8 protein-coding genes are annotated in these 14,122 nt (G+C 47.6%); 3 read left to right on the top strand and 5 right to left on the bottom strand.

Going from position 1 to position 14,122, the window contains the following annotated elements; genetic code table 11:
- The first annotated feature begins 37 nt into the window (after nt 1–37).
- Nucleotides 38–988: a T9SS type A sorting domain-containing protein gene (locus tag ACEW9O_RS00525; protein WP_373548154.1), complete on the top strand. Its 951-nt coding sequence runs from the start codon at nt 38–40 to the stop codon at nt 986–988.
- 300 nt (nt 989–1,288) lie between these two features.
- On the opposite strand, the gene ACEW9O_RS00520 is transcribed toward ACEW9O_RS00525, so the two are convergent.
- The 4 genes from ACEW9O_RS00520 to ACEW9O_RS00505 all read right to left on the bottom strand — a co-directional run bounded on the left by ACEW9O_RS00520 (nt 1,289) and on the right by ACEW9O_RS00505 (nt 8,513).
- On the bottom strand, nt 1,289–3,673 hold the full coding sequence (locus ACEW9O_RS00520) for an outer membrane beta-barrel protein (protein WP_373548153.1): 2,385 nt from the start codon (nt 3,671–3,673) through the stop codon (nt 1,289–1,291).
- A gap of 324 nt (nt 3,674–3,997) precedes the next feature.
- Complete coding sequence (locus ACEW9O_RS00515) at nt 3,998–5,257, bottom strand: ABC transporter permease (RefSeq protein ID WP_373548152.1); 1,260 nt, start codon at nt 5,255–5,257, stop codon at nt 3,998–4,000.
- Complete coding sequence (locus tag ACEW9O_RS00510) at nt 5,254–6,690, bottom strand: ABC transporter permease (RefSeq protein WP_373548151.1); 1,437 nt, start codon at nt 6,688–6,690, stop codon at nt 5,254–5,256. Before ACEW9O_RS00510 ends, ACEW9O_RS00515 begins: the two co-directional genes overlap by 4 nt.
- 98 nt (nt 6,691–6,788) lie before the next feature.
- Nucleotides 6,789–8,513, bottom strand: a complete 1,725-nt coding sequence (locus ACEW9O_RS00505; protein ID WP_373548150.1) for an ABC transporter substrate-binding protein — start codon at nt 8,511–8,513, stop codon at nt 6,789–6,791.
- Nucleotides 8,514–8,693: 180 nt separating this feature from the next.
- On the opposite strand from ACEW9O_RS00505, the gene ACEW9O_RS00500 reads away from it, so the two are divergent.
- Nucleotides 8,694–9,605: a TIGR01777 family oxidoreductase gene (locus ACEW9O_RS00500; protein WP_373548149.1), complete on the top strand. Its 912-nt coding sequence runs from the start codon at nt 8,694–8,696 to the stop codon at nt 9,603–9,605.
- 116 nt (nt 9,606–9,721) lie between these two features.
- Here the strand turns inward: ACEW9O_RS00500 and ACEW9O_RS00495 are convergent, their stop codons facing one another.
- The gene (locus tag ACEW9O_RS00495) at nt 9,722–11,215 is read right to left on the bottom strand and encodes a CRTAC1 family protein (RefSeq protein ID WP_373548148.1); all 1,494 of its coding nucleotides are present in this window, start codon (nt 11,213–11,215) and stop codon (nt 9,722–9,724) included.
- 229 nt (nt 11,216–11,444) lie between these two features.
- On the opposite strand from ACEW9O_RS00495, the gene ACEW9O_RS00490 reads away from it, so the two are divergent.
- A complete protein-coding gene (locus ACEW9O_RS00490) occupies nt 11,445–13,946 on the top strand; it encodes a serine hydrolase (RefSeq protein ID WP_373548147.1) in 2,502 nt (833 codons plus the stop codon).
- Nucleotides 13,947–14,122: the final 176 nt, after the last annotated feature.

Genomic DNA, 14,122 nt, shown 5'->3' with positions numbered 1-14,122 from the left:
TTTCCATTCTTTGGCGTATCATATTCCCGTAATCACCATGAACAAATTTTTAACCTTGCTCTTTTTTGCCCTCATTGGCAACTACCTCGTCGCTCAAGACTTAAATCTCAGCTTTGAACAGGCGGACAGCATGGGTTTACCGAATAATTGGTTTATTCATTCTTTTCCTAAATCATATTTTTTAGCCAAAGATACCCACCATGGCACTAAGGCAGTTCAAATAAACACGTCGTACTTTTATGTGCCGGGTAATTTATATCTAGGAGACGTGTTTAAGCAACAAACATTGACACTTACAGATTTAGGAGAACAAGGCAGCTTTGGTCTACCAATACAACATAGAGTAAAGAATCTAAAAGGTTGGTACAAATATGAAAAAATAGACACCAATCAAGTAAATATTGATTCTGGACAGGTAATTATTTTGTTGCGTCGTTATCTTCAAGCTGAGCAAAAAACTATAATTGTTGGTCAAGGCTTGCTTAATTTAGGCAAAGCAGATTTTTATACGGAATTTACTGTACCCGTTCATTATGTAAGCGATTTAATACCTGATACCATTAGCATTTTTTTTTCTAGTGTGTCGAATAGATATAAATTAGTCCCACAGGGAGGAATAAAAAAATTGAATGTACCATCTAGGCATTGTGCTGTTGAATTTGGAAGTAATTGTCATTACCTCACCATCGACGACCTCTCCCTCCAATTCACTACCCCCACCAAAAATCCCATTACTCCCTTACAAAAACTTCAAATCAGCCCCAATCCTGTTCATGACCAAACAATCATCACCTGGGATATTCCTAATCCGGCCAAAGCATTCGATGTGAACATCACTGATGCCTTGGGGCGGACCGTGCGAAGCATCAAAACCGCACAAAATCAAGCTGAAATCAATACTGGGGATTTGCCCAAAGGCGTCTACCTCGTATACCTGCGGCAAGGAGCACAATTGATAGGGGTAGAAAGATTGGTAGTGGCTAGATAAAATTGGAGTGAACAAAGTCACACCCACGTAAGTATGCAGGCTGAATCGACCAGCGGCAGAGCCGCGCAAGGTCACTAGCAATCAGACAACGTGCATTATTCTAAAGTGTTTAGGACCGGAACCATTACCCTTTGTTTCGGTGCTACGCACCTTAAAATTCACCTTCGTTCCTTTACTGCTATCGGCGTTGCGCGGCTCTGCCGCTGGTCGACTGATTTGGGACAATTGCTTGAATGTAAAATTTGTCGCTTCGCTTAAATAAAATTGAGGTCGGGCAGCCACAAAGGGCTGCCCCTACGATTACTTTTCCCCCACCCGGCCCTGCTCCTCTGAAGCCCCGCTTTTTCTCCGAGCCCCCTTGTTCAAATACTGATTCCCAAAATTGTAGGTAAAGCTCAGGTTCGCAATGCGTGTTTCCCAGGAAGACACGATGTTTGCCTCAAAAGAAGCGTGATCAATCCGGCCATGCCAGTAGCGGAACAACATATCATCTAGGGCCAAGTTGAGGGTGCCCTTACCTTTCATTATCTTTTTCTGCACCCCAAAACTTACCCCGTACAAGTGCTCCGAGGTTTGAATGCCTTCGATACCAGGGCCGGAGTACCAGCCATTCATTTCAAATTTCCAGTCTTTGGGCATAGTATAAGTTGCATTCAAAAAAGCCACCACATTCCAGCGACCCTGGTTGAACTGTTCTTCAAAAACCTCGGATTCGTAGCGGTTGTAAAATACCATCACGCCGCCGTACCCTTCCAGTTTTTTTACAAATTCCAGGGGGAAGAACAAACTACCACCGTAGCGTTCAAAAGTAGCAAGGTTGTCGTCTATCCCAAAACCCACCCCGGTGGCATCGTCCTGCTGCGTAACCATCTGAATCACATCCTTGGTGCGGGTATATTCCAGGTTGAAGAAAGGTTGTTTGTCGTAGGTCAAAGACATCTTGTACGAGTCGGTGATCTCGGGCCGCAGGAACGGGTTGCCTTTTCGGTAGGTGTAAGGATCAAGGAATTGCACAAAAGGATTTAAAGATCCATAGCTGGGGCGGTTGATGCGATTGCTGTAGGCTGCCGACCAACCCAATTTGTCGCCCAAAGGCGCAGACAAGCTCAAGCTAGGAAAAAACCGCGCAATCCGCCGTTGTTGGGTGCTGTCCAAAGTTACGGAATAACCCGTGGATTGGGAGTTTTCGTAACGCAAACCCGCCTGACCTTCGATTTTACCCAAGGTGAAATTGGACGACACATAAGCCGCCGCAATTTTTTCCGTAAAAACGAAGTGATTGCTAAAAGTGGGGTCATTTACCCAATTGTTGTCACTAAAAATACTGGCCTGGAGGTCATTGTCCACAATGGCATGGCTATATTTAAGCCCCGACTCGATTTGGAATTTTTTGCTAAAAGGTTTGGTATAGTCCAAGCGATAGGCTTCAATTTCGGTATCGCCTGGTTGTTTTTGCAGGCGATTGTTATAGGTTTCATCCCCGCTCAGCACCTCGGTACGCAGCAGGTTGCTAACATTGCGACCATAACGGTTGATGCTAAAATCGGCGTTGAGTTTTTGGCCACTGGTGTCCAGTTTGAATTCGTAGTAAGCATCTACATTGACAAAACCAGTGCGGCGGTCGGTTTCATTGTAGGTCAAAATTTCCGCCCGGGCTTTTTGCAGGGCATCAGGCAAAATGGAGGTGGTACTTTCATTCACCACCTCACTGGTACTGCCCAGGGCATTTACCGAAACACCTGCTGTTTGATTTTTACTGATGTAATAATCCACCCCCGATTTGATGTTCAAAGAATAAGGCAAGCCGGGTTGAAAATTGCTTTGTTTGTACAATTCCGTGCCAACTACCCGCTCGAGGTTCAGTTGTTCGTACCAGGTGCGGTGGCTAAAGGCCAGGGAGTTGGTGAAATTGAATTTTTCGTTGCGGAAGTTCATGGTGCTCGAAGCGCGGTATTTCCAAAATTTTCCTTTACCGGCTCCCAGGGTAGCGGAGCCATTGAGGCCCAATTTCATGTTGCGCTTCAGGATGATGTTCAATACCGCCCCGGTACCCTGCGCATCAAAGCGAGCTCCAGGTTGGCTGATCACCTCGATGCGGTCGATGTTGGCCGAAGGCATGTCTTTCAACAGGCTTTGCATGTCCATGTACTGGGTGGGGCGGCCATCGATGAGGATGGTCAATCCTGTTTGGCCCGCCAAGCTAATGCGATCATTGACCACAATCATGCCGGGTACTTTGCGCAACACATCCAAAGCACTCCCGCTGGCACCGGTGATGCTATTGGCTACATTGACAATGAGGGTTCCCGCCTTTTGTTCCAAAAACGGCTTGCGGGCGGTAACTTCTGCGGTGGCCAGGGTTTTAGTCTGATTGAGTAGCGAAATGGTCGGGATATTGAAGTTTTCTTTTAAATCAGAGATGGTTTGAAAGTGATCTTCAAATCCCAACATGACTACACGCAGCAGGTAAGATTTTCCGGTAGGCACTGCACTGAATTCAAAACTGCCGTCGTCCGCAGTAATGGCCCCTTTGACTAAACTCGAGTCTTTGACTTCGAGCAGCAGGATGTTGGCGTAAGGAATGGCCTGGCGATTTTCATCTTGGACTTTACCATTCAGGTTAGCTTGGGCATTGAGCGATAGGCAAAACAATGCCACGCTCCCTAAGGTGATAAGAAGTTTCATAACAGTCAGGTGATAACAAAATGTGAATGATTAGGGGCGATAAAAAATAAGTGTTCATTTTGCCAAAGGATTAGATAAGTAAACGGTTCATTCCAAGTGTCTTAACTAATCCTTTGGCTCAGGAAAAATGAACACTTATTTTTGCCCCACTACTCTTAGTAGATGCGGAGGGAAATAAATTACCCCTATGCTGGCAAAAAAATTATTGATTTTTTTGTGGTACATTCCAACGGGTGCAACGTTCAGTTTTTTCAATAATTTTTTTGACCAGAGCAAAAATGAACTTAAAAAAGGAAGTGAGGGTGGCAAATTATAATTTGAACCCTATTTTTCACCTAAAGCCTCGCTCAAAGCTTCGCTCAAATATCGGAAGGTAAGCACCGTAAAAAAAATAGCTAGACCCGGGAAAAGCGCCAACCACCATTCAATTTGGTGCTGACCACGCAGCTCGCCCAAAATGGAGCCCCAGGTGACCCGATCAGGTGCACCGATGCCCAGGATGGACAAGGTCGACTCCGTGACAATGGCCGCAGCCATACTAAAGGAAAGCAAAACCAGTAGTGGCCCTAGCGCATTGGGCAAGGCATGCCTAAACAACAAGCGCAGGTGGGTAAAACCCAATGCCCGACCGGCTTCCATGTACGTCTGTTGTCGAACTTTCAAAAACTCGGCCCGCACAAAACGCGCTACCGAAGCACTACTCACGATACCAACCACTACCATCATGTAAGTTGTGGTGGGCTGTTCCAAGGTAGCAATGAGCGCTAAAACCAGGATAATGCTGGGGATGGCATCCACAACTTCGAGCAAACGCATCAGGAGCGTATCAAGCGGGACGACATAGCGCCCCAACTTCGGCAACATTAAACGCAATAAGCGATCCAGTGAAAATACCAGAATCAGGTACAAAAAAAGATAAGTCAACTGATGGAAGCCGTGTGTCCAGGCAGAAGCCTCCTCAGGAACACCGGGCAAGTAGGCCAGGTAAAAACACAAAAAGGGCAAAAACAACAAAATGGCCCAAATCCTGGACTTGGAAACAATCAAACCCTGATCGCCAAAATACCCAGCGATGCCTCCCAAAAATAAGCCCATTAAAATGGCAATTCCCACCATAATGGAACCCAACCAAAGGGCCATTCTGGTACCATGCAACATCCCAGCTGCCACATCTCGTCCACTTTTGTCGGTGCCCATCCAGTGCCGAAAGCGCCAGGATTTGATCCTCTGCTGTTCAAAAGGTCCACGGGCATTGAGATTTTTGTGGTCAATCGACCTTGGGGAGTACGGAATCAAGGTAAATACGATTCGATCATACGTTTTATCCGCCCAATCTTCAGCGGGCATTAGGGCAGTTGGCCATTTGGCTACGCCCAGGTCTACCAGCAGACCTTTGAGCAAGGGTGAATAACTTTTTCCTTCCACTTTGATGTACCAGGGGCGCTCATTGGCAACAAATGGGCTACTCAGGGCAATGATGACAAAAAGCGTCAAACTGCGCAAGGCCAATCGGCCCGCGCCACGCGTACGAAAACGCTGCCATACATTCCTCCAGTAACTGTTGATGCCTTGTCTTTTTTTCATGCCGATGTCGATAGATTACTGCGATCAAAACGAACCCGGGGGTCGAGCCAGGCATAGGCCAGGTCGACCAGCAACAATCCCACAATGCTCAACAAAGTGCCCAGCAACATGATGCCAAATACCACTGGCCAGTCCTGTGACCCCATTGCGTAAATCAACAAACGTCCCATGCCGGGGATGTTAAAAATGGATTCGACCAAAATCGAGCCAGCCACCATTTCGGGCAATAAGGAACCAAAAGAAGTGATCAGGGGAAAAGCGGCGTTGGGAAAGGCATGGTTCCAAATTACCTCTTTTTCAGCCAAACCTTTGGCCCGAGCCGTGCGTACAAAATCCTGATTGAGTGCAACAACCATGGCACTGCGCATTTGGCGGCTCAACACAGTCATGGCCGGATAAATCAAACACAGGATCGGAATGATCAATTGCCGGAAACTGACGCTAATCCAGGTTGCCCAGGATGAATCTTTATCCAAATCCATCATACCGGTTATGCTAATAAAATTCATGCCCCAATCGGGATTGGAAAAAACAACCAAAAGCACCAGCGCAACCCAAAAGGCGGGCAGGGCATACAAACCGAACAAAACGGTATTGGCCCGCTGATCAAATCGAGATCCCTTGCGGACTGCCATCCGTACCCCAATTGATATCGCCAACAAATAAGCAAGGGGCAGTGCAAAACCGTTGATCAATAAAGTCCAGCTCAAAGCGCGCGCAATTTTTGCACTTACGGGTTTGGCATCTTCAAAAGATTGCCCAAGATCGCCTTTTAAATAGCCCAAAAAAGTGTGGTGAAATTGATTGTCAAAACCATGCCAAACCAGGCTAGGGCGATACAGTTTGGCTTTTTGGGGATGAGTTAGCAAATAGTCAAAAGATTTGCTCAATTGTTGATAAGCGGAAGAAGTCTGCTGTTGCAGTACTGAATCCTGAGGAATCAGTGCTGCAATTTCGCCAATTTGTAGCTTGGCTACTGCAAAATTACTGCTGAATTGCAAGTTATTGACTGCCTGCCCCAGGCTACTCCGTGCATCAGAATTCCATTGAACTGGCATGGCCTGAAGTACTTTTTTTAACTTGCCTAAAGATTCGTAGTAACGTTCAACGGCTGGCCAATTGCCATTTTGCCGTAGGAGTGCAATCAAAATTTCCCGGCGATAGCGAAATGGGATTTTGTGGAAGGTGTCGGGATAAGCCGCAGGCTGGAAGGCACAATAAAAAACGGGTTTATCCAAGTCCATGCGCGTGGATCTGCTTCGGTACATCCGCAATAATTCGGTTTCACTTTGGGTGGATTGCTCAAATTCTTCGGCATTGGCTTCCTCCACAGGGTCGCCAGGCACCAAACGGCTCAGGCCAAAGGTGAGCACCAGGGCCACCAGTAGGGTAGGAGCAAGCAGCAGCAGACGTTTGAGAAAATAGCGGAGCATGGGTAACGGTTCCATGGTTCCAGGGTTCCAGGTTCCATCCTGGTCACTGAGCGTAGTCGAAGTGCAGGATGGAACCTGGAACCCTGGAACCCTATAGGTTATTTCAGTTTGAACTCGGAAGGAGCAAAACCTGGGGAGTTTTCCATGGGTTCCGCTTCAAAACGTTTGTGTATCGCGATACATTCTTTGAGGGTAAACAAGAAGATTTCTGCTTGTTCTTCGTAGATCATTTCTTGCAAACGATGGTACATTGCCCGGCGTTTTTTTGCATCAAAAGTAACTGGAATTTGATCGATCAGCGCATCTGTTTCAGCATTGCCAAAGCCACTGCGGTTGTCGGAATCGGTGCGCCAGTTTTGTTCTGGAGACCAGATTGGTGCCAAACCTCTCCCCGCACTCAGTAAATCAAAATCGTGACTTGCCCAACGACCCATGACTTCACGGCCCTCCAAGGCCTGGGGTTTGATTTCAATCCCCGCTTTTTTAGCATTATCCTGGAACAGCAAGGCCATTTGTTGGGAAGTCTCTCGGCCTGCTGCATAAAAATAGGTCAAACTCAACTCGGTGCTTTTGCCATCGATCATTTTGTCAACAATGCCATTGTTGTTGCTGTCTTTCCAGCCTGCTTCAGCCAAAAAGGCTTTGGCTTTGTTGATGTCAAAAGGAATAGGTTTTAATTTTTTGTTGTAATCTGGAGAGTTGAGGGGCACTGGGCTACAAATTCTTTCTCCAAAACCTAAATACAATTCCTGAATCAATTCATCCACATCCAATACATGTGCGATCGCTTTGCGCACCCGTTTATCTGCCAATTTGGGATTGCGCGTGTTGGTCGCGACACAGAAATAAGTCATCGTAGTAGGATTGAGGAAATTGTAGCGCTCATTGACCGCCTCATTTTGCTGCAAAGCCGTAAAATCCTCAGGAGCAAGGCGGTTGGTCGCATCAATTTCTTCGTTTTTAATAGCAGCCGTTGTTGCAGCGGGGTCGACGATGATTTTAAAGATGATTTCGTCAGGGAATGCGGTAAGTAGGGGATGGGTTTTGACTATTTTATCGCCCCACCAGTCTTTTTTCTTTTTGACCACAATCTTTTCACCTGCAGTCCAGGATTCGATGCGGTATGGGCCACAACCGACCAGGTATTTGGGGTCATTGGAATAAGGTTGAGAGCTGAATAATTCAGCAAATTCGACCACTTTGGGGTTGGCTGCCAATGCATCAGCTTTATCAGGATTGCACAAGTCGCTAAAGGGAATGCCTTTCATCAAGCCCTTGGGGTCCAGGATATGTTCCGGGATGACCGAAAAGGAGTTGGTCGCATAATCCAGGGAATAAATGGTCTTAGGACTCATCACGACGGTAAAACGTTTCGGATTTTTAGGGTCAACTTGAACATCCTTGATCTCTTCCACAAAAGGCCCAATTACGGCTTCAACCTTGGGGTTGAGGATGGTTTTTAGGGTAAACAAATAATCCTTGCCCGTTACAGGTTTGCCATCATCCCATACGGCCTCATCCAGAATTTCAAAAGTATAACTCACCGCATCGTTGGGCAAATCTTTGATGATGGGTTGGGCTTTGACCAGATAAGGTACCAATTCAAAAGAATCGTTGTAGGTCATCAGGTTCAAATGGGCCAGATCAGAGGGAATACGCCCGTATTGGGTTTGGGTTAAAATGGTATTCAAACGATCGGCATCACTTTCGAGGCGCACGATTACGGAATTCCCGGAGCGTTTATAGTCTACAGATTTTGTACAAAAACTAGCACTGCAAAGCACAATGACCAGGCAAAAAAGAACGGTTTTGGAGATGTTCATGTAAAGCATTACTTTGGATTAAAGGTTTCAAAATTTTACTACACCAATGAACGACTGATTAAATCTGGTGTTACAAACAAGCTTCATGAGCTTCATGAGCTTATTTGCTCAAAATTAAACATTATACAACGGAAAAAAAATTATCCCGACATTAGCTGTTGTATTTTAAAAACAAACACGATGAGTATTGTATTAATTGCCGGAGGTACAGGTTTAATTGGCACCCAGTTGAGCAAACTGTTGAGTGAGCAGGGTTTTGAGGTTCGGCAGCTCAGCCGAAATCCTAGCCCAGATGCGCTTTATCCCACCTATGCCTGGGATGTGGACAAAGGCACCATTGATACCAAAGCCCTGGAAAATGTCGATTACATCATCAACCTCGCCGGAGCGGGAATAGCCGACAAACCCTGGACGCAAGTGCGCAAACGCCTCATCATCGATAGTCGGGTGAAAAGCAATCAACTGCTCAAGCGCCAGATCCTGGCTATGCCTCAAAAGCCTAAGGCCTTTGTATCTAGTGCCGCAGTGGGTTATTATGGCGATAACCCCTCTGAGCAATGGGTCAACGAAGAGGCTGCACCCGGCAAAGGTTTTTTGCCTGAAAGTTGCATTGCTTGGGAAGCCTCCATTCGCAGCTTGAACGAAACAGGCCTGCGGGTGGTTGGACTCCGTGTTGGCATTGTGCTCTCGACCAAAGGTGGCGCCTTGCCAAAACTGCTCGAACCCATGAAATTTGGTACTGCCCCTTATTTTGGGAGTGGCAAAACCTGGTACCCCTGGATTCACATCGACGACCTGTGTCGCATGTTTATGTTTGCTTTACAGGATGAGGACATGCAAGGATTTTTCAACGCAGTAGCACCCAATCCAACCCGCAATCTTGAATTGATCAAAACAGCGTCAAAAACATTTGCACCTCGGGCCATCAATATCCCTGCTCCTACCTTTGCCTTGCGCTTGGTATTGGGTGAACTGGCGGATGCCATCCTTACCGGGGTAAGGGCTTCATCCGCCAAGATTCAAAAAGAAGGATTTGATTTTGATTATCCACAGCTGGAAGCAGCTTTGCAAAATTTGAAAGACACTAAGTAGTGGGGCAAAAATAAGTGTTCATTTTTCTTGAGCCACAGGATTAAATAAGGCACTTAAAATGAACCGTTTACTTGTCTAATCCTGTGGCAAAATGAGCACTTATTTTTTTATCGCCCCTAAGGCCAAATGACCAACTTGCCGTTTTCTTTGAGTTGATACCGTTGGCCTGCTTTGACTTTTTTGAATTGTTGTTTGGCCCCACTAGGCCATTCGACGACCAATGCATCCACTTGTTTGGAATTGGCTAGTCCGAAGTGTGCCGTGAGGCTGTTTTGCCCCGCATAACCAGTTTGGGCCGAAATTTCGCGCATTTGCCAAACTGCTTTGCCATTGATGGTACTTTTTACCCGCAATTTTGCCCCAATGGCCGCTTGATTGGATTTGGTCCCCGACAAATGAATTTTCAACCAGGTATTTTTGTTTCCCTGATTCATAAAGAGCAGGTTGCTGGGCTCGGGGTCATTTTGGCCATTTTTACAAGTGGAGACCACCAAATCCTGAAATCCATCGTTGTTTAAATCACTCCAGGCGCTGCCAAAGGAACAGGGCGTGCTGAAATTGGGTAGGCTTTGTAGGTCGCGCTCAAAGGTGCCATCGCCTTTGTTGCGGTACAAAAAATTCACAATTTCGCCGGAGCAATACCCATTGCTGACAAACAAATCAAGGTCGCCATCATTGTCGTAATCCGCAAAAGCACTGCCGAAACTACAACCGCCATCGGTTTGAATGGGCCCGGTAGGTGCCGGGGTAAATCCACCCTTGCCATTGTTGAGAAAGAGCTGGTTGTTTTGCGCTTTTATGAACCCCGCATTGCCCACAAACAAGTCCTGGAACCCATCATTGTTCACATCGCCCCAGCTGGCCGTAACAGCGCTAAACGTGTCGCGCACTACGGGATCGTTGCTGATTTTTTCAAAATGCCCCTTGCCTTGATTGCGGAAAAGGCTGTTGAAATTCACTTCTTCATTGGCCACAAACAAATCAAGGTCGCCGTCGTTGTCGTAGTCCGCCCAATTGGCCGAGCGGCTGGGCAGGGCTTCACTCAGCCAATCGAGTTGGATGCGCTCGAAGTTGTTGTTGCCGGTATTGCGGTACAGCAGGTTGCGTTTGTCGCCTGCGCTGTTGGTGATGTAGATGTCGACGAGGCCATCATTGTCGTAATCGCCAAAAGCGGCGGTTTCGGAATAGGTGCCCATTGGGCCGGTAATGCCCTGGCCTTGGTGGGTGAAATTTCCTTTGCCATCATTGGTGTAAAAAAGGTTGGGGCGGCGGTACCAGGTGGTGACGTAGGCATCAAGGTCTCCGTCGTTGTCGGTATCGGCAAAGGTGGCACCATCGGAAGGGCTCATGTCCAGGGTGATGGAATCGGTGGTGACTGCCTGGAAATTGCCTTTGCCCAGGTTGAGGTAGAGGTCGTTGTTTTGCCCACCTTTTAGTCCTTTGGAAATGAATACATCGTCCAGGCCGTCGCCATTGACGTCTACCAAGTTGATGCTGCGGCTGTCACCGGGTTTAGTGACCAGAGGACCGTTTTTGACTTGAATGAATTGTTGGGCTTGTAAAAAAGGCAAAAAGCAGAGCCAGCTGAATAGGGTGAGCGTCGGTTTCATCAATCAGGTTTTGAGTGTATCATTAGTAAGGAGTAAAAAACAAAAACAAAGATGCTTGTCACACCCGCTTTTCCAGGAAAAAAAAATCTACTTGGTAAGCCGATGTACAGAAATATGGGCAATTTTCCTCAATTTTAACTCCAAATCCATACTACTGGACATTTTTGTTATTCATGTCCTCCGAGCAAAATGTCCAGTAGAATGCATCAAATCAAATTGCACAAACATTATGGAAAAACTGCTGAAAATCAAACTACTGCTCTTTTGTTTGCTCTACCTTACTTTGAGCTACGGTCAAAATAGACCCAATCCCATTCGCCTGGATTCGGCGTTAAATGCTTTGCATCAACTCCAGTTGTTCAATGGCGTAGTGCTCGTGGCACAGGAAGGCCAGGCGTTGTATAAAAAAGCCTTTGGGGTAAACGATGCAGGTGGAAAAACCCTATTGAGCACCCAATCCTCTTTCAATCTCGCTTCGGTGTCCAAGCAATTTGTGGCCATGAGCGCGATGCTCCTCAAGGAAGAAAACAAACTCCAATACGACGACCCGGTGCAAAAATACCTACCGAGCTTTCCTTATGCCAATATCGTAGTCCGACAATTGTTGACCCATACTTCGGGTCTGCCCGAGTACTTTGACCTGGCCCAACGCCAACTCACCTTGCTCGATACCCTGACCAATGACGATCTTTTGCAGTTGTTGGCTCGGCATAAACCCGCCCTGGAATTTGAGCCCGGCAGCCAATGGTCGTACTGCAACACGGGATATATACTCCTGGCTTCGGTGGTTGAAAAGGCAGCTGGAAAACCTTTTGCCCAGTTTTTTGCCGAACGGATTGCCCGCCCCTTAGGACTCAATCAAACTTTTGTTTACCATTTTAAAGGTCCAGCTGCTCCGGCTCAGCGGGTGATGGGCATGCATCGGGAAGGAGGGAAATTGCTACCAAATGACCTCATTAGCATCGATGGGGTAGTGGGCGATGGCAACGTTTACAGCTCTGCCGAAGATTTGCTGCGCTGGGAACAAGCCTTGTACACCGAAAAATTGGTAAAAAAAAGTACGCTGGAAGAAGCTTTTAGTCCCGTAAAGCTCAATGATGGCAGCACCTATCCTTATGGCTTCGGATGGGCTGTGGGCAAAGAGGGCCGGGAGTTGAGTCATACGGGCGGTTGGGTTGGGTTCCGCACTTTGATCCTGCGAAATCTGGATCAAAAATCAGCCTTGATTGCGCTGGACAATTCTGGCCAAGGTTTTGTCCAGCAAATCGTAAGAGCCTGGTCTGAAGGCAAAGCTTTTAAATTTCCCAGTTCCACCCTAATCCGCAATGTGCAAATCGTGGATGGCACGGGGAGCACGGCTCGCTTTGGCGCAGTGCGCGTACTCAACAACCGCATTCAAGACATGGGCGCGCTCAGTCCTTTGCCCGGAGAAAAAGTAATTGATGGACTGGGAAAAGTCTTAGCCCCTGGGTTTATTGATACCCATAGCCACCATGCTGGGGCGATGGAGGAAAAGCCGGACATGTTGGCCGTCGTCAGTCAAGGCATCACCACAATTGTATCAGGGCAAGATGGGGAATCAGAACCCATGGACAGCCTGGCGCTATGGCTCCAACGCCGCCCCATCGCAGTCAATCTCGCCTCTTACGCCGGGCACAGCACCCTGCGCTTGCGGGCGATGGGATTGAGCAGTTTTCGACGCCAAGCCACGGTAGCAGAAATAGAAAAAATAAAGGAATTATTGGCTGCGGAGTTGAAAGCTGGGGCTTTGGGCTTGTGCTCCGGTCTGGAATACGAGGAAGGTTTTTATTCCAATCGCGATGAGGTGATCACCCTGGCCAAAGTGGCTGCTGCCGCTGGCGGGCGCTACATGAGCCATATCCGTAGCGAAGACATCCATCTGGACGATGCACTTGATGAAATTATCCAGATTGGGCGGGAGGCCAAATTGCCCGTGCAGATTTCCCATTTCAAAATTGCGCTCAAAAGCAAGTGGGGGCAAGCGCCCCAACTGTTGGCTCGCCTGCAAGCTGCCCGGTCTGAAGGCATCGACATCACGGCGGATGTTTACCCTTACGAGCATTGGCAATCCACCTTGCGGGTGTTGTTCCCGAAAAAAGACTTCGACAACCTGGCCAGCGCCGAATTTGCAGTCACCCAATTGATCGACCCTACCCGCAGCATTGTCTCCCGCTTTGGCGCTCAACCAGCCTACGCGGGCAAAACCCTGAGTGTCATCGCCCAAATGCGCGGCGAAGCAGTTGCCAAAACCTTGATGTACCTGGTAGCCGAGGCGGAACGTACGGGTGAAACGGAATCGATCATCGGTGCTTCCATGGCGGATCAAGATGTCATTAACTTATTGCGCTGGCCGCATACCAATGTGTGTTCAGACGGCACCCACCGCAGCCATCCACGGGGGCATGGCGCCTTTACGCGGGTATTGGCGCGTTACGTGCGGGAGAAAAAAGCCCTGGGCCTGGAAGAGGCCATTCACAAAATGACCGGCCTTTCGGCGGAGCACTTGGGCTTGAGGGAACGCGGTTTGATTGCTCCCGGCTATTTTGCCGACTTGGTGCTGTTTGACCCCCAAACGGTGCAAGACAATGCTACTTTTCAAAACCCTACTGCATTGTCGACGGGTATTGAGCGGGTATGGGTGAATGGCAAGGTGGTTTTTGTAGGAGGGAAGAGTACAAAGGAATTCCCGGGGCAGTTGTTGCGGAAGTAAGTATAATTCGATTAGAAAACCGAACCCCGAAGGGGTGAAATAATTATAGAAAATTGGAAAGACAGAACGATTTTTTAGAAAAACCCCGAAGGGGTGGCATTTTAAAGATAAGAATAATGCCACCCCTTCGGGGTTTCTCTCTTTGAAAACATCTCTCTTTGAATTTTCTATAATCA

Source organism: Haliscomenobacter sp. (assembly GCF_041740695.1).
Classification (GTDB): Bacteria; Bacteroidota; Bacteroidia; order Chitinophagales; family Saprospiraceae; genus Haliscomenobacter.
This window is presented reverse-complemented; position numbering and strand designations above follow the sequence as displayed.

Bases quoted from the DNA above. Each gene is read 5' to 3' on its own strand.
- ACEW9O_RS00525 (WP_373548154.1), top strand. From the start codon at position 38: ATGAACAAATTTTTAACCTTGCTCTTTTTTGCCCTCATTGGCAACTAC.
- ACEW9O_RS00520 (WP_373548153.1), bottom strand. From the start codon at position 3,673: ATGAAACTTCTTATCACCTTAGGGAGCGTGGCATTGTTTTGCCTATCG.
- ACEW9O_RS00515 (WP_373548152.1), bottom strand. From the start codon at position 5,257: ATGAAAAAAAGACAAGGCATCAACAGTTACTGGAGGAATGTATGGCAG.
- ACEW9O_RS00510 (WP_373548151.1), bottom strand. From the start codon at position 6,690: ATGCTCCGCTATTTTCTCAAACGTCTGCTGCTGCTTGCTCCTACCCTA.
- ACEW9O_RS00505 (WP_373548150.1), bottom strand. From the start codon at position 8,513: ATGAACATCTCCAAAACCGTTCTTTTTTGCCTGGTCATTGTGCTTTGC.
- ACEW9O_RS00500 (WP_373548149.1), top strand. From the start codon at position 8,694: ATGAGTATTGTATTAATTGCCGGAGGTACAGGTTTAATTGGCACCCAG.
- ACEW9O_RS00495 (WP_373548148.1), bottom strand. From the start codon at position 11,215: ATGAAACCGACGCTCACCCTATTCAGCTGGCTCTGCTTTTTGCCTTTT.
- ACEW9O_RS00490 (WP_373548147.1), top strand. From the start codon at position 11,445: ATGGAAAAACTGCTGAAAATCAAACTACTGCTCTTTTGTTTGCTCTAC.